This window comes from Neisseria flava, from assembly GCF_982712965.1.
Genome location: NZ_CEXQBZ010000119.1, coordinates 20,861 through 39,410, shown reverse-complemented (window position 1 = coordinate 39,410; position 18,550 = coordinate 20,861). Strand labels below are relative to the sequence as shown.

The window sequence follows — 18,550 nt, the reverse complement described above, 5'->3', positions numbered from 1 at the left end:
CTGTCGCTTCTTTGGATTAGGTTTTCGTATTTCATTTGGGAATTGTAAATCTTCAGGATACTTTCGCAAGAGGTCTATTATAGTGGATTAACTTTAAACCAGTACGGCGTTACCTCGCCTTGCCGTACTATCTGTACTGTCTGCGGCTTCGTCGCCTTGTCCTGATTTAAATTTAATCCACTATAACATGAAAAATTAACGTTCATTTCAACGTTTAATCGATTCACGAATCACTTCTTTGGCTTACTTCAAAAATGCCGCATGATACGCAATATGCTCACCAATAAAACTGGCGATGAAGTAATAGCTATGATCGTAGCCTTTATGGAAGCGCACATCGATCGGCTGGTTTGCCGCACGACAGGTTTCAATAAAATCTTCGGTACGCAATTGTGTTGGCAAAAACTCATCTTCTAAGCCCTGATCAATGCGCATACCTTGCACTTTATAGCCTTGTTGAATGAGCGAGCCGGCATCATATTGCTGCCATTTTTCGCAATCTTTTCCCAAATAAGCAGAAAAGGCTTTCTCCCCCCAAGGCACGAGACTTGGCGACAGAATAGGCGAAAAGGCAGAAACACTTTGATAACGTTCCCGGTTTCGCAATGCCAATACCAATGCACCGTGTCCGCCCATTGAATGTCCCATGATGGAACATTTGCCGTTGGTAGGAAAATTTTCCTCAATCAGACGGGGCAACTCGTTCAAAATATAATCATACATTTGATAATTCGTCGCCCAAGGCTGCTCGGTCGCATTAAGATAAAAGCTTGCACCTTGCCCTAAATCATAAGCAGCATCGTTCGGCACTTGCTCTCCGCGAGGGCTGGTATCGGGGGCAACCACAATCACTTGATGTTCAGCCGCATAACGCTGAAAGCCTGATTTGGTAATAAAATTTTGTTCAGTACAAGTCAAGCCGGAAAGCCAATAAATCACACCAAGTGGTCGATTCTCCTGATTATCCGGCAAATAGACTGCAAATTTCATTTCGCATTGCAGCGTTTGGGCATGATGTGCCCAAACTTGTTGCGAACCGCCGAAAATTTGATGTTGTTCAATCAGTTTCATCTCGAGCCTTAGTAATGAATAACAGCGCGGATCGATTTACCTTCGTGCATCAACTCAAAGGCTTCATTGATTTGATCGAGTGTCAGTGTGTGGGTTACAAACGGTTCTAACTCGATGTCGCCTTTCATTGAATCTTCCACCATTTTCGGAAGTTCAGAGCGGCCTTTCACGCCACCAAATGCCGAGCCTTTCCAAACACGACCTGTTACCAACTGGAACGGACGAGTTGAAATTTCTTGTCCTACACCTGCTACGCCGATGATAATGGATTGTCCCCAACCACGGTGTGCACTTTCCAATGCCTGACGCATTACGTTTACGTTGCCGATGCATTCAAAAGTGTGGTCAATGCCCCATTTATTGATGTCTAACAACACGTCTTTGATCGGTTTATCGTAATCGTTCGGGTTTAAACAATCAGTTGCACCGAAGTGTTTTGCCAACTCGAATTTTGCGGGATTGGTATCAATGGCGATAATGCGACTCGCTTTGGCTTGACGCGCACCTTGCACCACAGCCAAACCAATCGCCCCCAAGCCAAACACCGCCACAGAGTCGCCTTCTTGCACTTTTGCCGTATTATGTACCGCGCCAATACCTGTGGTAACGCCACAGCCGAGCAAACATACTTGTTCGTGGTTGGCTTCTGGGTTGATTTTCGCCAATGAAACTTCCGCAACAACAGAATATTCACTGAAAGTCGAACAGCCCATATAGTGATAGATCGGTTGACCTTGATAAGAAAAACGCGTCGTGCCATCCGGCATTAAGCCTTTACCTTGCGTCTCACGTACCGCAACGCATAAGTTGGTTTTACCTGAACGGCAAAACTCACATTCGCCACATTCAGCGGTGTAAAGAGGAATGACGTGATCACCCGGTTTTACGCTTGACACACCTTCTCCCACAGCAACGACCACACCCGCACCTTCGTGTCCAAGCACCGCAGGGAATACGCCTTCAGGATCGCTTCCTGATAATGTAAATGCATCAGTATGGCACACCCCCGTGTGGGTATTGCGGATTAACACCTCGCCTTTGCGGGGCATTTCTACATCGATTTCTACAACTTGTAAGGGTTGATTTGGGGCGAATGCTACCGCAGCACGAGATTTGATGGTTGAATTGGTTTGTTTAATTTCCATTATTTTTTCTCTTTAACTCATTAACAAAATGACTAGATGACAGCCAGCAGTTTATACTTTGGATTTCAGTCTAAAGCAAGCGTTTTTTGTAATTCTGTTCCGGCAGTAGCATGATCGACTGAGGAGCCACCATGCAATCGGCAGTTAATTAGAATGCTATCAAATATCATTTCATGGTGGATCCGGTAACGATACTTTAGACGGTGGCACCGGTGTAGACCGCATGAGCGGCGGAGACGGAAATGATGTCTATCATGTGGACAATGTCAATGACACAGTTACCGAGCGATCGGCAGAAGGTACCGATACCATTTACAGTAGCGTTTCCTATACCGCCGCAGCAAATGTTGAAAACCTGACTTCGACAGGCAGCAACAACATCTTCGGCATTGGCAACCATAATGAAAATATCTTGACGGGCAACAAAGGGGATAATCGTTTGAGCGGTGAAGACGGCAATGATTTCCTGTACGGCATAGGCGGTAACGACACCCTGTCAGGTGGCAATGGAAGTGACCATCTCAACGGTGGAGTCGGTGATGACTATATTGCAGGCGGCTCGGGCAGCGACACCATCATCACAGGTGAAGGCAAAGACACCGTCGCTTTTACCGCATCAGATATTCGTGAAGGCAGCATAGATCGTTTGCTCGACTTAACCCTGCGACGGACAAACTCGACCTATCCGGTATGCATTCATTGCTGACTGGCAGCAACGCCAATTTAAGCTGGTCAAAGATGTTCGTTGAAAAAGACCCTGAGGTCATTCTCCAAAAAGACCGTCCTTATCTCATCTTCGATACAGAGCAGCATACTCTTGCTTATCGTGAGGCAGGTTCAAGCAGCAGCACCATATTTGCCAAATTCGATTTTGTCTGGTTGAACGCATCCAATATCATCGGCTAAAGACTTGCTAAAAAGAACCTACAGTTTGAAACGAATCTGCTTTTTAAACTCCAACGCAAAGATTTAAAACAAACATTTTTTGAAACAAATCGTCAGTTCATTCTAAGCTGATTCAATAAAAACGTCGTCTGAAAACTTAGTTACAGGTTTCAGACGACGTTTCTGTTTCTAAGATTGGGTTTTCTGAAAAATCTAGCAAAGGTTTCAAATTGCTTAGGGTTTATACGTCATACGTTCCCATCACGCTTGCGCTGTCTAAGATATGTCCCTGCATGGCAAAGTGCAGGTCGTTGAAGCGGAAGCCGCGCGGTAGGTTTAATACGGTGTCGAGTGCATAAACGATGAGTTCGTAGCGGTGGCGGCAGTTGGGAGGATACATGCCGCCGTAGCCTGTGGCTTCTTCGATGTCCAATTTGCCCAACAGGCTTGCCCAACTGTTTGCGCCTTGCGTGTAGTCGGTGGCGGTCAGGCTTTCGTTTTCGGCGACGGAGGTGCGCTTGAGGTCGGAAATCAGCCAGTGTGTCCACACAAATCCGCTGGCGGTGATGGCATCTTTGTCTTCCAAAACGACCGCGAAAGATTGCGTACCTTCGGGCGCGCCGCTGATTTCAAAAGGGATGGAGTAAGTCGGCATGTTGTTCGGGCTGAACTGGCTGCCGCGCTTGCCGTATTTGTCCTCAAATTCGCCATTGACAATGGCTGAAGTCGTTACCTGCATAGTGTTCTCCTGTGGGGTTGGGAAAGGGGTCGTCTGAAAAGGAAGGCTTGTTCAGACGGTGGGTGGATTGTCCGGTTTGCTGGACTGCCGTTTTCAGACGACCTATTTTTATACCTGCCAGTCTATCGGCGTTATCCCGTTTTCCTGCAAATAGGCATTGGCGCGGGAAAAGTGTTTGCAGCCGAAGAAGCCGCGATAGGCAGACAGCGGCGAGGGATGCGGCGCGCTGAGGACGAGATGGCTGCTGCGGTCAATAAACGCGCCTTTTTTCTGCGCGTGACTGCCCCAAAGCATGAAAACGACGTGTTCGCGGTTTTGGTTGATTTGGTTGACGACTTCGTCGGTAAAGCGTTCCCAGCCCAAAGTGGCATGGGAATGCGCCTGCCCTGCGCGGACGGTCAGGACGGTATTGAGCAGTAAAACGCCCTGTTCCGCCCAATGTTGCAGATAGCCGTGTTGCGGGATACGGAAGCCTTCGATGTCGTCCGCCAACTCTTTGTAAATATTGACCAACGAGGGCGGGACGGCGATGCCTTCGCGGACGGAAAACGCCAGCCCGTGCGCCTGCCCTGCGCCGTGATACGGGTCTTGCCCCAAAATCACGACTTTGACGTTACCGAATTCGGTTGCTCTAAAGGCGTTGAACACATCCTCGGCAGGCGGGTAGATAATCCGCCCCATGCCGCGCTCTTTTTTGACGGTTTCGATGATGTGTTGGAAATAGGGTTCGGACTTTTCCGAGCCGATTGCTTCGTGCCAAGTTTGCATCAGGCTGCCTTTGTGAAAGGGGACAGTAGGCATTATAGTGCGGTTGTTTGCAAAAAGGTCGTCTGAAAACCCTGTTTCAGGTTTTCAGACGACCTTTCGTCTTTATTTTTCGTTTTGTTTGTACCAGTTGATAAATTCGTCCGGTTTGGCGAAACCAAGCAAGGGGTCGCTGCGGCGGCCGTCTGCGTGGATGACGAATATGCCCGGCGGGCCGTAGAGGCCGTATTCTTTCAGCATTGCCTGATGGTCGGGCGTGTTGGCGGTTACGTCGATTTGGAAGAAGCGTTCCATATCGACGGCTTCATGCACTTGCGGCTGGTTGAGCGTGTAGCTTGCCATTTCTTTGCAGGCAATACACCAGTCGGCGTAGAAATCCAAAACGACGGGTTTGTCGGGGTTGGCTTTCAATGCGGCATCCATAGCGGCTTTGAGTTCGGCGACGTCGGTGAATATTTTGCCGTGGTCGGTGGTTTTGCCTGCTTCGGACGGGGGGGCGAGTGTCAGGAAGTGGTGCAGGGCGGTGGTTTGTTTGTTTGCGCTTTGCCATCCGAACCATGCGCCGCCGATGAGCAGAAGGAAGCCTAAAACGGAAGCTGTGGTTTTCAGACGACCTTTTTGTTTGCCCGATTTGATCAGCAACATGATGGCAGGGACGATCATCAGCAGGGAGTAAAGCGCAACAACGAGGTAGTAGGGCAGGTGCGGCGTGGCAAGGTAAACGGCAACGGCAAGCAGGATGAAGCCGAAGGCGTATTTGATGCCGTTCATCCAGTCACCTGCTTTCGGCAGGACGTGGCCGCCGAATGTGCCGATGAGGATCAGCGGAACGCCGGTGCCGAGTGCCAAGGTATACAGCGCCAGTCCGCCTAAGACGGCATCGCCGGTTTGTCCGATATAGCCTAAGGCAAACGCCAGCGGCGGGGCGACGCAGGGACCGACGATTAGCGCGGAGAGTATGCCCATGACGAATACGGAGGCGATTTTGCCGCCGGAGAGTTTGCTGCTTTGGTTTTGGAAATAAGATTGGACGGCGTTGGGCAGTTGGATGTTGAAGAGTCCGAACATAGACAGCGCGAGGACGACCATCAGGCCTGCGGCGGCGAGAACGACCCATGCCTGTTGCAGCCATACGGTCAGGAGCGCGCCTGTCAGTCCTGCGATGACGCCGACCAGTGTGTAGGTCAGTGCCAAACCTTGTACATAGACCATAGATAGGGCGAAAGCGCGCTTTTTGCCGGCATTTTTATCGCCGACGACGATACTGGAAACAATCGGCAAAAGCGGGTACATACAGGCGGTAAAACTCAAGCCTAGTCCTGCGAGAAAAAACGCCAACAGGTTGGCGTTTAATGTTTCCCAAGATAATTTGAAGCGGCTGCCGTCGTCGTTTTGCGGGGCTTTAGGCGCGGCGGCGGCTGGTTTGGCGGAATCCGGTTGTAGGAAGCGGTCTTTGGCGGATATGGGTTCGTCGCTTTGCGTCTTGTACAGGCCGTTGCCTTTAATCTCAAAAGACGTGTCCACGGGCGGGTAACATACGCCGGCTTCGGCACAACCTTGATAAGTCAGCGTCAGCTTGTAGGTCGGCGCGGCTTTTTTGTAAGGCCAGTTGACCTGCGCAGCGCAGTGGAATACGGTTTGTTTGCCGAAAAACTCATCTTCTTTGAGTTCGCCTTTGCTGAAAACCGGTTCGGCCAATACGCCTTCAGGCGCGGTGGCGGCGACGATTTTCGATTGGTACATATAGTAGCCGTCGGCGATTTTGAATTCGACGTTGATGCCTTTGTCGGTAACGTTCACTTGCGGCACGAACGCTTTTTCAGGCGGCAGCAAATCATCCGCGTTCACAGCAAACGCGCTGGAACACAGGGCAAAAAAGGCGGTAAAGAAGTAAAGGAGTTTTTTCATGGCGTCTTCTCAGTGGAAGGGTTGAACAGGCGCATTATAAACGCAGCAGTCGTTTATAGACCTTAATTTATATTAAAAGTTGCGATGGTTTTTATCGCGACGAGGGGGGGGATTATCGGGCTGCTTGATAGATGATGCCCGTCGGATTGTCTCTTTTTCATAGCCGATTTGAACGGGAAAGGTCGTCTGAAAACGGATAGTGTCAATTCTGTCCAAACTATTTTCAGACGACCTTTCATGTTTTACCGCTTCGCACTGGTATCCTGAACTGTTTAATTGATTTCAGGCTGCGGGACTTTGTGCTGAACAGCGTAAACAGCGGCTTGGACGCGGCTGCTGAGGTCCAGTTTTCGCAGCAGGTTTTGGACGTGGACTTTGACGGTAGATTCTGCCAAGTCCAAATGGCGGGCGATGACTTTGTTGCTGTGTCCGGCAGCGAGGTAGCCTAGGATTTCGAGTTCGCGCGGGGTGAGGGTGGCGAGTGCCTGGTCGGTGCGCGGTGCGGACGGAGAAATCAGGGATTGGACGAGGCGTGTGGTCATTTCGGGGGAGAAGACGTTGTCGCCGTCCACGGCTTTGCGGATGCTGTCGAGCAGGAAGTCGGCGTTGATGTTTTTCAGCAAAAAGCCGCGAGCGCCGATGCGCATACATTCGGTCAAATCGTCGCTGTCTTCGGAAACGGTCAGCATGATGACGGTTTGGTTCGGGTTGACGCCCAAGATTTGTGCCAGTGCTTCGCGTCCGTTCATGACGGGCATATCAAGGTCGAGTAAGACGACGTCGGGTTTGAGCTGTTCCGCCATTTTGACGCCGGACAAGCCGTCGGCGGCTTCGCCGATGACTTCGAAGTCGTTTTGACGTGAGAGTAGGGCTTTGATGCCGCTGCGGAAGAGTGTGTGGTCGTCGATGAGGATAATTTTGATGGTCATGAGAATGTTCTATTCTGTTTGGGTAGGGTTAGGGTAACGGTAGTACCTTCGTCGGGTTTGGAGCTGACTTCCAGTTCGGCACGGATTCGTTGGGCACGTTCCCGCATAATGCCCATGCCGACATGTTCGCCGGAAAGCGCGTCCAGATGGGCGGGATCGAAGCCTACACCGTCGTCACGGATGATCAGCGTGAAGTCCTGACGGTTATCAATGCTGACGGTAACGTTATGGGCGAGAGAGTGTTTGCGGATGTTGGACAGGCTCTCCTGAAGGATGAAGATAATCTGCAATTGTTCGTCGTCGTTTAACGCTGCTCCTTCGTCGCGCCACTTGGCGCTCACGTTGATTTTGGTTTGTCTTTCGAACCGGGCGAGCAGGGTGGAAACGGCTTCGGGGAAATCTTTGTTACTGATTTTGGTACGGAAGTTTAGCAGAAGTTCGCGTACGTCCTCATAGCATTCCTGTACGCCGTCTTTGATAAAGCGGATGTTTTCCTCGGCTTGTTCTTTTTGGTCGGCATAAAACGCAGTTTCCAGCATTTGAACCTGCAGGTTCAGGAAAGTCAATGCTTGTGCGATGCTGTCGTGCAGTCCTTGGGCAATCAGGTTGCGTTCCTGTAAAACGGCAAGCAGGCGGCGCTCTTGCTCGAGGCGGCTGTTGACGATGGAAACGCCTAATTGTCCGCTCAATGTGTGCAGTAGCTCGTTGTCGTTGTGATCAGGTTTAAGGTCGTCTGAAAAATACAGGTTTAAAACGCCCAACTCTTCCTCCTGATAACTGATGGGGAAAACGGCGTGTTTGAATTCCGTTTTATCTGATTTATCCGAGGCAGTATCCGGCTCATCATCCGAATCATCAGGCAGTCCGATGGATGCCACTATATCTGTGCGTTTGCGTTCGTTATCCCAAAGGCGGATGCTGCCCGCTTCTGCGGAGACGGCGGGCAGGGTTCGTTTGAGGAATTCTTCCGCTGCCTGTTGGGGAGTGAAAGTTTGATGCAAATCGCGGGTGGTTTGATAGAGCAGGGTCAGGTCGCGGTTTTGGCGCGCCAAATCTTGAGTTTGCCGTGCCACTTGTCCTTCCAAATCGGTATAAAGTGTTTTCAGCCGGCTGCTCATTTGGTTGAAGCCTTTGTTGACTTGGGCGAACTCGCTTATCTGGTCAGTGTCGATTTGAACGCCGAACCTGCCTTGACTGATGGTTTTTACACCGTCCCTCAATGTTTCCAGAGGGCGGATAATCCATGCATAGTGCCAGATAATCATCAGTCCTGCCGCCGCAAAGATCATCCCCATCATAATCATTTGAAAGCGGCGCAACCATAGGGTGTTTTTCTCATTGGCATGTTCCATCGCCTGTAAAAACAGTTCGATATTGGCTGCAAAACGGTAGAGCTTGATTTGGTCGGGACGCTCGTAACGGCGCAAGACGGGCTGTATATTTGATTTCCAGTCTTCAATCAGTGCGGACTGTATCAGGTCGTAAGCCGGCGGTGTTTCTGAGGGCATCAGCGGGTGAATGGCATTGCTCTGGCTGATACGGTTGAGATTTTGTTCGAATTCGCGAATTTGGTTGTTAATCTGCGCCCTTGGGGCATGTTCGCCGACCATATAGGCAAGGCGGTAAACCTGTGTTCTCAAATTCCCTGCGTCTTCGATGACAGTAGCGGCGTTTTGCAGCCTCCAAGAGAGCACCAAAGTCAAGATGACGGACAAAAGGGCAGAGCTAACCCATAATACGGTCAGCAGCTTCAAGCGCGAAGACAGGCTCAGGTGGTTTAAAAAACGGAATGTGAAGGACATAGACGGTATATGCCGTTTAAAGTTTGAGGTCGGTTACGGTGTAAACATATCATTCATTCGGATTGGAGGCAATCAGACCTATGAAATGATTGTCATCAAATAGAGATAGAGATGACACTGTTTCAATGTAAAATCATGTTATGATAAAATTCAAATTATATGAATTTTATCATAAGCCCATTTGAGCGAATGAAACCTTTCAGACGACATCGGGCAACCAAACCGCTTCACAAAGGATAAATATGAAAATATTTGCGTTGATATTGTCAGGAGGACAGTCAGACGGCGTAGATAAAGGCCTCTGTCCCTGGCAGGGTAAGACGCTGATTGATTGCGTTATTGATAGGATTAAACCGCAGGTTGACCATATCGCCATCAGTGCCAACCGTAATTTGGAAAGTTATGCCCTTAGAAGCCCGCACCTGTTGCCGGATGCAAGGCAATGGCGGTATTTGGGTGGATTGGCTGCATTATGTACCGCTGCCAATGATTTGCAGATTGCCTCTGCCGACTGGCTTTTGGTTGTACCGTGCGATATGCCTGATTTACCTGATGATTTGGTAGAAAGATTTCGGATGGTTTCTAAAAAAACGCCTTTGTGCAACGCCTTTTATATCGAAACACCTGTAACGCCGCATTACAACGTGATGTTCATCCGTCCGCAAATTTTACAAAGTGCCGTACCTTATCTGAGTTCAGGATTAAGAACAGTGAGAGGGTGGTTGCAGCAACAGCGTGCCCGTATCTTACAATTTGACCATGATGATTGTTTTATCCGCTACGGAAAATCAAACAATGCCTGAGTCGGAAAAATTAAACATATCCAAACTACTGACATTTATTTATTGCAAAAGTAATGTCGTTACACAAAAGGTCGTCTGAAAATTTCAGACGACCTTTTGTGATTGAAGGAGGCTTAGGGTTGCAATATCAGCCGTTAGCCTTGCTTTTGCCTTTGCGCTTGGTTGGCGCGGTATCCGGGGTTTTCACCTTAATTTTCACGCTTTTGCTTGGTTTTTTGTCTTTGCGTTTGGCTTTTTCCGCTACCGGTTTGGCTTTGGCGGTTTTCTTTTTGCCGTTTTCAGACGAAGTTGCCGGCGCGTTGGCAGGCTGGGCTTTGCTGCGGCGTTTGGCGGCGGGTTTTTCCTGTTTTACAGGTGTTTTCATCGCATCGTCGATTTCTTTCGCCGTCAGTTTGCGCTTGGTTTTCGAGCCGGTTGAGGCGGTGGTTTTAGTGCGGCGTTTTTTGCCGCTGGTGCCGCCGCTGATCAAGGTCAGGTCGATTTTGCTGGTGTCCAAATCGGCGCGCGCCACTCGGACGCTGACTTTGTCGCCCATGTTGAAACGGATGCCGCTGCGTTCGCCCTCTATTGCCATGATTTCGGGACGGAAGTTGAAATAATCTTCGCCCAAATCGCTGATGTGTACCAAGCCGTCGATGTGGATGTCGTCCAGTGTAACGAAGAGGCCGAAGTTGGTCATGCCGGAGATTTTGCCTTCGAATATTTCGCCGACTTTATCGCGCATGTAATAGGTTTTCAGCCAGTTTTCCACGTCGCGGCTGGCATCGTCGGCGCGGCGTTCGCAAAACGAGGTATGTACGCCCAAAGCCTGCCAGCTTTTGTTTGGTGTGTAGGTTTGTTGGTTCAACACGGCTTTGATGGCGCGGTGGACGGTCAGGTCGGGATAGCGGCGGATGGGGGAGGTAAAGTGGGCGTATGCTTCGTAGGCAAGGCCGAAGTGTCCGTCGCAATGCGGTTCGTAAACTGCCTGCTGCATGGAGCGCAGCATCATGACTTGCAGCAATTCGGCATCGGGTCTGCCTTTGAATTGTTCGGCAAGTGCGGCATAGTCTTTCGGCGTCGGGTTGTCGCCGCCGCCCAGTTGCAAACCCAATAAGCCGAGCTGCTCGCGCAGGGTAGCGAGTTTTTCGGGTGTCGGGCCTAAATGGTTGCGGAAGAGGGCGGTGTGCTTGTTCTTCATCAGGAACTCTGCCGCGCAGACGTTCGCCGCCAACATACATTCTTCAATCAGCTTATGTGCATCGTTGCGGACAACGGGCACGATTTTTTCGATCTTGCCGTTGTCGTCGAAAAGCATTTGGGTTTCGACGCTTTCAAACTCCACCGCGCCGCGTTCGAAGCGTTTTTTCTGAAGGATTTTGAAGAGTTTGTAGAGGGTGTCGATTTGGGCTTTGTGCGGATGGTCGAGGTCGTCTGAAATCCAATCCCAGACTTGGTTGTAAGTCAGACGGGCGTGCGAACGCATAACCGCAGGGTAGAAGCGGTATTCTTTAATATTGCCCGCGTAAGTGATGACCATATCGCACACCATGCACAAACGCTCGACATCGGGATTGAGCGAGCAGATGCCGTTGGACAGGTTTTCCGGCAGCATGGGAATCACGCGGCGCGGGAAGTAAACGCTGGTGCTGCGTTCCTGCGCGTCCGTGTCGATAGCGTCATCGGGGCGGACATAATGGCTGACATCGGCAATCGCCACGACCAAACGGTAATTGCGCCCGATTTTTTCGGCAAACACGGCATCGTCAAAATCGCGCGCCGTTTCGCCGTCTATCGTTACCAAAGGCAAATCGCGCAAATCGACGCGACCTTTCAAATCGCTTTTGCGAACATGGTCGGGGATTTTTTTCGCGGCTTTGGTACACGCCTCGCTGAATTGGTGCGGCAAATGGTGTTTGCGCACAGCAATTTCGATTTCCATACCGCTGTCGGCATAATCGCCCAATACTTCAATGATTTTCGCCACGGCAGGGCGGTTTTGCTCGGGATAAGTCTCGATTTCGCCGACGATGACCTGACCGGATTCGGGTTTGAAATGTGCGACGCTGTCAGGTTCCAAAACAATGCTTTGGTTCAGGCGTTTGTCTTCCGCTTCCAAAATCGCCACGCCTCGATCCATATAGAAACGGCCGACCACTTTGCTTTGCGCGCGTTCGACAATATCCAAAACCGTACCTTCGCGGCGGCCTCTGCGGTCGATGCCGGCAGGGCGGACGGTAACAATGTCGCCGTGCATGATGCCGCGCATTTGGCGTTCATATAAAACAAAATCGCCGTCTTTGGTGGGCGTGAGCGGTACGGCGAAACCGAAGCCGTCTTTGTGCGCCTCGACACGGCATTTGACCAAATCCAATTTGTCCGCTGCGCAAACCGCACCGCGACGGTTGATTAAAACCTGACCGTCCCGCGCCATCGCTTTCAGACGACGTTCGAAGAATTCGTACTCTTCTTCCGTAATCGACAATTCGCGTGCCAAGACTTCGATTTTCGACGGCACGCCTTTTTGTTCCAATAATTCAATGATCCACTCCCTGCTTGGCAGCGGATGTTCGTAACGTTGTTTTTCCCGTTTCAAAAACGGGTCTTTTTCTCGTAAATTTAAAGATTTAATATTTTTGTTCATTTTATTGGTTGACATTCTTTTTCTAAAATATATAATGACCGCTTCTTTGCGAAATAGTCAATCACTGTAACGCAAAATAGGAAATAAAGCAAAGCCCAGGTGGCGGAATTGGTAGACGCGCTAGCTTCAGGTGCTAGTGTCCTCACGGGCGTGGAAGTTCGAGTCTTCTCCTGGGCACCAAAGCTTTTGGTCGCGCCGCTTTGTTTATTTCCATCTTAATTGCCCAGGTGGCGGAATTGGTAGACGCGCTAGCTTCAGGTGCTAGTATCCTCACGGGTGTGGAAGTTCGAGTCTTCTCCTGGGCACCAAATCAATTATCCGGCTTATTCCGGATTTTTTATTGAATAGATTTATTTGTCTGATTAAGATACAATATCAGGCAATAAAATATGTTTACTTCCACAGAGAGGTGGATGAGTGGTTTAAGTCGCACGCCTGGAAAGCGTGTATACGTGAATAGCGTATCGAGGGTTCGAATCCCTTCCTCTCTGCCAATTATCAAAACACCGCTGTAAGCGGTGTTTTTTGTATCTAAGACTAGAGAATTTGAGACCATTCTGATTTTTTCGGACAAAATAGCCTCAAAATTTTTCGATATGAATTAGATAGTGCATACAATACGGTTATTTTTCATATTCTATTTCTCCAAAGCCTCTTGCAGTTTCTTCTCAATCAAATCCGCATCAAACGATTTGGCAATCAGCTCGAAGCGCGAGTCGCGCCACCATGAGACTTGGTTTGCGCCCCATTGTCCATCCACCCAGTTGAGCCACACCCATGTACCGAGCACTTGGAACACGCCTTTGGCGCGGACGAGGCTTTCTGTGAATTTGGGCAGGTCGTTGAAGAAGTTGGTCAATAAGCAACGAGATTAATCGTAGAGCTTTTTACTTATTCTTAAAGAAATGTTAGTTTTGTTTGCTTTGAAGAACCAAAATAGCAGCTAAAACTTCCAGAGGCTTTAGTGTGATTTTTAGGTCTAATTAGCTTTAGTCTCTAATATCTACATACGTTTTTTTGAAAATAATCAATAAAAACATATATATATTTTTATTGCGGGAAATAATAACAAAAAATCATATTAATAAATCATATTAATAGATATGATGATTAAATTGCCAATTACTACAAGCATAAAACAAATTTGTTTTTGTGTTTGCTTTTTGTTGTTTTTGTTATATTTATGTTAAGCGTGAAAATTGGATACAAACGGAGGATTCATGAGAGATTCAACAGCTAAAGTAGCATTCGCTGCTTATCTGCATGATTTGGGGAAGTTTGCCGAGCAGGCAAAACTGGATGTACCTGATTTAATAAAAGGCGATAATCCGTTTTCAGATGGTGGAAGTGGTAAGGATACAGCCGAATTTTTACTAAATACTTCTGCCGTTATTTATAAACCGGAAACATTCTTACAGTGGATTATTGCTACTGCAGATTGTGTTGCTTCAGGTTTTGAGTGTGAAAAGTTTGAAGATTGTAACCAAGTCAGCAAAGAAAGAGAGCAATGGCAAACTGGTGAAAAACATTACCCAAACCATTTACTGACCCTATTCGAACAAATCGATATTCATAATCAAGGCTTAGCAGTAGATAATACTAACCAATTACAATGGTGTTATCCGCTTAAGCCTTTATCTGCCAAAAATATTTTTCCAATAAAGCGTTTGGAATTTGAGCCTGTCAAAAATGAATCCGTAGAAGATGAGTACCGTAAACTGTGGCAGGATTTTATTCAAAGTGGCCTTACCAAAATTCCTCAATCTCATCGTAAAAATTGGCATTTGTGGCTAGATCATTTTGATACACTTTGGCAAAACTATACTCAAGCTGTTCCATCAGTAACTGGTTTCGGTAAGAAGCCGGAAGTATCGATTTATGACCATAGCAAAACCACAGCGGCTTTAGCAGCGGCACTTTGGCGCTGGCATGAGGTACATGGTAAAACAGGCACCTCTGATGCAGAGCAATTAAGGGATCGCAGCGATTGGGAAGAGCAAAAAATACTACTTATTCAAGGTGATTTTTTCGGGATTCAGAATTTTATTTTTGCTTCTGGTAGTCAAACTAACAAACGTGCCGCTAAATTATTGCGCGGACGCTCGTTTCAAGTATCGTTGTTTGCTGAACTTGCTGCCTTAAAAATTTTAGAAGCTTGTGAATTGCCTCCAATTTCACAAGTGTTGAATGCAGCTGGTAAATTTATGATTGTCGCACCCAATACAGATGACGTAAAACGCGCTCTGGAAAAAGTTCGTAGTGAAATCAACGATTGGTTTTTACAGCATACTTACGGACAAGTTGGTTTAGGCCTGGCTTCTCAAGAAGCTTCTTGTAATGACTTTGTTGATAAAAAACGTTTTGCCACATTGGTAAAAAAGTCATTTGCCGTATTGGAACAAGCAAAACTGCAACGTTTCTCCCTGACAGATAATGCGCCATGTACTTTGCAGGCGGATTATTCAGCTTATAAAGAGTGCCAATACAATCAGAACTTGCCTGCTAATCGAATAAAAGATGACATCGCATTGGCGGACTTGTCAGATGACCAAATCACCCTAGGCAGTTTGCTTACCAGACATGACCGTTTAATGGTGTTCAACAAAGCAGACAGTATTCGTGATGATGAGTATACCCGTAAATTGAAGTTACCTATTTTTGGATTCCACATTGCATTTACTGAAGAGGAGCAACTGAGTGGAAAATTTGGAGAAGAAGCGCAATCGGGTAGGCTGCTGCGTTGTTGGGATTTCAGTTTACCTAAAATTGATCAGCCTATATGGCACGGTTATGCACGCCGCTATATCAATGCTTATGTGCCGCATTTTAACGAAAGCGATAAATGTCTGGAGGGTAAATATGGCAGTCTGGAAGATGCTGATGATGTATCTGAAATTAAATTAGAAAATCCAAAAACCTTCAATCATTTGGCTTGCGAAGAGCGGTACAGTGAAGACGGTCAGAATTTTATAGGCAAAATTGCCATTGCTACCCTTAAAGGCGATGTGGACAATTTAGGCACTATATTCCAACAAGGTTTAAAAGAACCGACCTTCGCCAAAATGGCAGCATTGTCTCGACAGATGAACCATTTCTTCAGTTTGTGGTTGCCTGCTTATTGTGCTCAAGAATATCCAAATATTTATACGGTTTTTGCCGGAGGTGATGATTTTTTCCTTATCGGACCATGGCTGCAAACACAAAAACTGGGAGCAGATATGCGGGAAAAATTTCAACTTTATGTAGCCGAAAACAAAGGTATAACTTTCAGTGCAGGCATTGCTGTCAGCAATCCAGGTCTACCTTTAAGCAAATTGTCTGCTTATGCCGAAGAAGCTTTGGAGCAGGCAAAAGCCTATCAAAGTGCCAATCACAGCAAAAATGCCATATCCGTATATGGTGAAACCCTAGCTTGGTCTGGCTGGAACGATATTATGGCTGCACAAGAGCAGATAAACAGTTTGAAAGCGGATTACGGCTTAAGTACCGGCTATATTTACGCCATGTTGGAGTTTTGTCGGGCAGCAGAGCAGGAACGAAACGGCAACATTGAAGCAGGTATGTGGCGTAGCCGCTTTGCCTACCGCACGCGTCGTTATGTGAATATGCAGAAAAACATCATTGGTAAAGAAGCCAAGCAAAACGCGTATAACCGGCTTACTGAAGCTTTTTATCAAAACGGCATTGAAAAATTAGGCAGCAAATACCGTATTCCCTTGTTTAACCATTTTTATTTATTAAGAGCGAGATAGAGATGAATCAGGAACTAATTAAGCTAATTAAGCTGGATAGCCTGGCAGAGGATATTTTTTCAAAAGTAGCTTACGACGTGGCGCTTTGTATCAGCCCTCTCACAAATGAACGCGGTAGGGTGGCAGATACCAACAAATCTACCCAGCTTCGTAAATTTTATGATGAACTGGTGATGTGGCACGATAAGGTTTTCCATGCAACTGATCGGAGTGCAGCTTACCGCCAAGCCGCACCATTTATCCATATGCTGAAAGCCAAGGTTGCTTATTCACAAGGGCGCGGCCATGTGGATCAAAACTTTGTCGAAGTGTTTAACAAAATCATCAGCGAAATCAAAAGTCCGGAAACTTTAAAACACGCCAAATTGTTTTTCGAAGCCGTTTTAGGTTTCCGCAAAGCCAAGGAACAGAAATAAGGGAGAGCCACCATGCAATTAAAACAAATCCACATTTTAGAAGCCACGCTTGTTTTAGAGACCGGTCTGCATATCGGTGCAGGCGACGGAGAAATCCATATCGGCGGCATTGACAATACAGTGATGAAACATCCGATTGGCGGAGAACCTTATATCCCCGGCAGCAGCCTGAAAGGCAAAATCCGCAGTTTGCTCGAATGGAAAAGTGGTTCGGTACAGGAAGCACCTTTAAGTAAAAAAGAATACGAGTCTTCGCAAGGCAGTCAAAAACAAGCCGTGAAACACATTCTGCAATTATTTGGCGTAAGCGGCGATACGCAGGACGAAAGTTTCCAAAAAGAAATCGGCCATACCCGTGTTTCATTCTGGGATTGCAACCTTTGTCCTGAATATGCCGAACATTTACGCAATGATAATTTGCCGTTTACCGAAGTAAAAAGCGAAAACCGCATCAACCGTATTTCGGGTACAGCCGAACACCCGCGCCAAACAGAGCGCGTACCGGCTGGAGCCGAATTTAAATTCAAACTGAGTATCAAAGAATTTGATAACGATGGTACCGAATTGATGGATACCTTATTGCAAGGGTTGAAACTTTTAGAATGGGACAGCTTAGGCGGTTCGGGTTCGCGCGGCTACGGCAAAGTCAAATTCAGTAAACTTACCCGCAACGGTAATGACATCAGCGAGCATTTTGCACAAATCCAACCTTTTGGAAACTAGATCATGCAGGCATTCAAATTAACACTATGCCCCGAAACCGCATTCGGTACGCCATTGGTAGGTGATACCTTATTCGGGCAAATCTGCTGGGGCATTGTCGAACAATTCGGCGAGGCCGTGTTAGCGGAATGCCTTCAGGGCTACACCGCGCACCAGCCGTTTCTAATTGTCTCCGATGCCTTTCCCGCAGGTTATTTGCCGTTGCCGACTTTGCCCTCTTATTATTGGAAGGAAGGTAGCGAAACAGACCGTAAAAAGCTGAAAAAACGCCGATGGCTGCCCTTATCTGCGCTCAAAACGCCTTGCGAAACCTGGCAGCAACAGGCGAAAAGCAACAGCGATATTGCGCCAAATCTGCAAAGCGAACACTCCCAACCACACAACAGCATTAACCGCCAAACCCATACAACAGGTGCAGGCGGTCAATTTGCCCCTTTCGAAAGCGAGCAAATCTGGTACGCGGCAGACAACTTATGGGAAATTTACCTATTATTGGATGAAGGTCGTCTGAAAGCAGAAGATTTACGACAAGTCATACAAAACATCGGTTACAGCGGTTACGGACGTGATGCCAGCGCAGGTTTGGGTAAATTTAGCATCAGCGCATGGGAAACCACAGATTTATTTGAGTGGCAATCCGGCGGCGAAGCCGTGTGGACATTAGCACCTTGCTGCCCGCAAAACCAAGGCTTTGACGCGGAAAACAGTTTTTACAATATCCAAACCCGCTTCGGTCGGCACGGCAATATTCAAGCTACCGCAGGCAGCCCGTTTAAAAAACCGATTTTAATGGCACAGACCGGAGCCGTATTTAGCAGAGCAGCACGCGATGCAAACTTTATCGGACAAGGCATCGGCGGCATTTCGTCCAGTCAGCCGCAGGCGGTACATCAAGGCTATGCCCCGGTATTACGGTTTCAACCTGCAGCTAACAACCCATAATATTCAGACGGCCTGAATAAAACGACAGGTCGTCTGAAAAATAGAAA

Annotated in this window: 15 protein-coding genes, 3 tRNA genes and 1 pseudogene; 10 read left to right on the top strand and 9 right to left on the bottom strand. The window is 47.8% G+C overall.

Going from position 1 to position 18,550, the window contains the following annotated elements; all coding sequences use genetic code 11:
- Nucleotides 1-243: 243 nt before the first annotated feature.
- Together fghA and AC5M9B_RS08480 are read right to left on the bottom strand one after the other, a co-directional pair.
- Nucleotides 244-1,071 (bottom strand): S-formylglutathione hydrolase, encoded by an 828-nt coding sequence (gene fghA / locus AC5M9B_RS08485; RefSeq protein ID WP_487648513.1) that lies wholly within the window; start codon nt 1,069-1,071, stop codon nt 244-246.
- A gap of 8 nt (nt 1,072-1,079) precedes the next feature.
- Nucleotides 1,080-2,216 carry an S-(hydroxymethyl)glutathione dehydrogenase/class III alcohol dehydrogenase gene (locus tag AC5M9B_RS08480; protein ID WP_487648512.1) on the bottom strand — a complete coding sequence of 379 codons (1,137 nt, stop codon included), beginning with the start codon at nt 2,214-2,216 and terminating at the stop codon, nt 1,080-1,082.
- A 223-nt stretch (nt 2,217-2,439) separates the two neighbouring features.
- Between AC5M9B_RS08480 and AC5M9B_RS08475 the strand changes: the two genes are divergently transcribed.
- Both AC5M9B_RS08475 and AC5M9B_RS08470 read left to right on the top strand, forming a co-directional pair.
- Nucleotides 2,440-2,922, top strand: coding sequence for a calcium-binding protein (locus AC5M9B_RS08475; RefSeq protein ID WP_321178032.1), 483 nt, complete (start codon nt 2,440-2,442; stop codon nt 2,920-2,922).
- On the top strand, nt 2,907-3,122 hold the full coding sequence (locus tag AC5M9B_RS08470) for a hypothetical protein (protein WP_285045761.1): 216 nt from the start codon (nt 2,907-2,909) through the stop codon (nt 3,120-3,122). Before AC5M9B_RS08475 ends, AC5M9B_RS08470 begins: the two co-directional genes overlap by 16 nt.
- A 220-nt stretch (nt 3,123-3,342) precedes the next feature.
- On the opposite strand, the gene AC5M9B_RS08465 is transcribed toward AC5M9B_RS08470, so the two are convergent.
- The 5 genes from AC5M9B_RS08465 to AC5M9B_RS08445 form a co-directional block, all read right to left on the bottom strand.
- Nucleotides 3,343-3,840, bottom strand: coding sequence for a YbhB/YbcL family Raf kinase inhibitor-like protein (locus tag AC5M9B_RS08465; RefSeq protein ID WP_070613449.1), 498 nt, complete (start codon nt 3,838-3,840; stop codon nt 3,343-3,345).
- A gap of 108 nt (nt 3,841-3,948) precedes the next feature.
- Nucleotides 3,949-4,608 (bottom strand): uracil-DNA glycosylase, encoded by a 660-nt coding sequence (ung, locus tag AC5M9B_RS08460; protein WP_049227907.1) that lies wholly within the window; start codon nt 4,606-4,608, stop codon nt 3,949-3,951.
- A gap of 102 nt (nt 4,609-4,710) precedes the next feature.
- Entirely contained in the window at nt 4,711-6,513 is a 1,803-nt protein-coding gene (gene dsbD, locus AC5M9B_RS08455) for a protein-disulfide reductase DsbD (RefSeq protein WP_487648511.1), read from the bottom strand.
- A 272-nt stretch (nt 6,514-6,785) separates the two neighbouring features.
- Nucleotides 6,786-7,442: a response regulator gene (locus AC5M9B_RS08450; RefSeq protein WP_049227873.1), complete on the bottom strand. Its 657-nt coding sequence runs from the start codon at nt 7,440-7,442 to the stop codon at nt 6,786-6,788.
- Nucleotides 7,439-9,244, bottom strand: coding sequence for a histidine kinase (locus tag AC5M9B_RS08445; protein ID WP_487648510.1), 1,806 nt, complete (start codon nt 9,242-9,244; stop codon nt 7,439-7,441). Before AC5M9B_RS08445 ends, AC5M9B_RS08450 begins: the two co-directional genes overlap by 4 nt.
- 242 nt (nt 9,245-9,486) lie before the next feature.
- Here AC5M9B_RS08445 and AC5M9B_RS08440 point away from each other — a divergent pair, with 242 nt between their 5' ends.
- Nucleotides 9,487-10,047: a molybdenum cofactor guanylyltransferase gene (locus AC5M9B_RS08440; RefSeq protein ID WP_070655840.1), complete on the top strand. Its 561-nt coding sequence runs from the start codon at nt 9,487-9,489 to the stop codon at nt 10,045-10,047.
- A gap of 127 nt (nt 10,048-10,174) precedes the next feature.
- Here AC5M9B_RS08440 and rnr read toward each other — a convergent pair whose 3' ends face one another.
- Nucleotides 10,175-12,670: a ribonuclease R gene (gene rnr / locus AC5M9B_RS08435; protein ID WP_141752043.1), complete on the bottom strand. Its 2,496-nt coding sequence runs from the start codon at nt 12,668-12,670 to the stop codon at nt 10,175-10,177.
- A gap of 93 nt (nt 12,671-12,763) precedes the next feature.
- On the opposite strand from rnr, the gene AC5M9B_RS08430 reads away from it, so the two are divergent.
- The 3 genes from AC5M9B_RS08430 to AC5M9B_RS08420 all read left to right on the top strand — a co-directional run bounded on the left by AC5M9B_RS08430 (nt 12,764) and on the right by AC5M9B_RS08420 (nt 13,164).
- Nucleotides 12,764-12,850, top strand: a tRNA-Leu gene (locus AC5M9B_RS08430).
- A gap of 41 nt (nt 12,851-12,891) precedes the next feature.
- Nucleotides 12,892-12,978 (top strand) — tRNA-Leu (locus AC5M9B_RS08425).
- 95 nt (nt 12,979-13,073) lie between these two features.
- Nucleotides 13,074-13,164 (top strand) — tRNA-Ser (locus tag AC5M9B_RS08420).
- 143 nt (nt 13,165-13,307) lie between these two features.
- On the opposite strand, the pseudogene AC5M9B_RS08415 reads toward AC5M9B_RS08420, so the two are convergent.
- A pseudogene (locus AC5M9B_RS08415) lies at nt 13,308-13,529 on the bottom strand (GTP-binding protein); the annotation flags it as partial.
- Between the two features lie 361 nt (nt 13,530-13,890).
- Here AC5M9B_RS08415 and cas10 point away from each other — a divergent pair.
- The 4 genes from cas10 to csm4 are packed head-to-tail and all read left to right on the top strand — an operon-like array spanning nt 13,891 to nt 18,503.
- Nucleotides 13,891-16,422 carry a type III-A CRISPR-associated protein Cas10/Csm1 gene (gene cas10 / locus AC5M9B_RS08410; protein WP_487648509.1) on the top strand — a complete coding sequence of 844 codons (2,532 nt, stop codon included), beginning with the start codon at nt 13,891-13,893 and terminating at the stop codon, nt 16,420-16,422.
- Between the two features lie 2 nt (nt 16,423-16,424).
- On the top strand, nt 16,425-16,838 hold the full coding sequence (gene csm2, locus AC5M9B_RS08405) for a type III-A CRISPR-associated protein Csm2 (protein ID WP_487648508.1): 414 nt from the start codon (nt 16,425-16,427) through the stop codon (nt 16,836-16,838).
- Nucleotides 16,839-16,850: 12 nt separating this feature from the next.
- A complete protein-coding gene (gene csm3, locus AC5M9B_RS08400; RefSeq protein ID WP_487648507.1) occupies nt 16,851-17,561 on the top strand; it encodes a type III-A CRISPR-associated RAMP protein Csm3 in 711 nt (236 codons plus the stop codon).
- A gap of 3 nt (nt 17,562-17,564) precedes the next feature.
- A complete protein-coding gene (gene csm4, locus AC5M9B_RS08395) occupies nt 17,565-18,503 on the top strand; it encodes a type III-A CRISPR-associated RAMP protein Csm4 (protein ID WP_487648506.1) in 939 nt (312 codons plus the stop codon).
- Nucleotides 18,504-18,550 lie beyond the last annotated feature (47 nt).

Coding starts and splice junctions, on each gene's coding strand:
- csm3 (WP_487648507.1), top strand. CDS start 16,851: ATGCAATTAAAACAAATCCACATTTTAGAAGCCACGCTTGTTTTAGAG.
- AC5M9B_RS08475 (WP_321178032.1), top strand. CDS start 2,440: ATGAGCGGCGGAGACGGAAATGATGTCTATCATGTGGACAATGTCAAT.
- AC5M9B_RS08470 (WP_285045761.1), top strand. CDS start 2,907: ATGCATTCATTGCTGACTGGCAGCAACGCCAATTTAAGCTGGTCAAAG.
- dsbD (WP_487648511.1), bottom strand. CDS start 6,513: ATGAAAAAACTCCTTTACTTCTTTACCGCCTTTTTTGCCCTGTGTTCC.
- fghA (WP_487648513.1), bottom strand. CDS start 1,071: ATGAAACTGATTGAACAACATCAAATTTTCGGCGGTTCGCAACAAGTT.
- AC5M9B_RS08480 (WP_487648512.1), bottom strand. CDS start 2,216: ATGGAAATTAAACAAACCAATTCAACCATCAAATCTCGTGCTGCGGTA.
- AC5M9B_RS08440 (WP_070655840.1), top strand. CDS start 9,487: ATGAAAATATTTGCGTTGATATTGTCAGGAGGACAGTCAGACGGCGTA.
- cas10 (WP_487648509.1), top strand. CDS start 13,891: ATGAGAGATTCAACAGCTAAAGTAGCATTCGCTGCTTATCTGCATGAT.
- AC5M9B_RS08445 (WP_487648510.1), bottom strand. CDS start 9,244: ATGTCCTTCACATTCCGTTTTTTAAACCACCTGAGCCTGTCTTCGCGC.
- ung (WP_049227907.1), bottom strand. CDS start 4,608: ATGCAAACTTGGCACGAAGCAATCGGCTCGGAAAAGTCCGAACCCTAT.
- csm2 (WP_487648508.1), top strand. CDS start 16,425: ATGAATCAGGAACTAATTAAGCTAATTAAGCTGGATAGCCTGGCAGAG.
- AC5M9B_RS08450 (WP_049227873.1), bottom strand. CDS start 7,442: ATGACCATCAAAATTATCCTCATCGACGACCACACACTCTTCCGCAGC.
- rnr (WP_141752043.1), bottom strand. CDS start 12,670: ATGAACAAAAATATTAAATCTTTAAATTTACGAGAAAAAGACCCGTTT.
- AC5M9B_RS08465 (WP_070613449.1), bottom strand. CDS start 3,840: ATGCAGGTAACGACTTCAGCCATTGTCAATGGCGAATTTGAGGACAAA.
- csm4 (WP_487648506.1), top strand. CDS start 17,565: ATGCAGGCATTCAAATTAACACTATGCCCCGAAACCGCATTCGGTACG.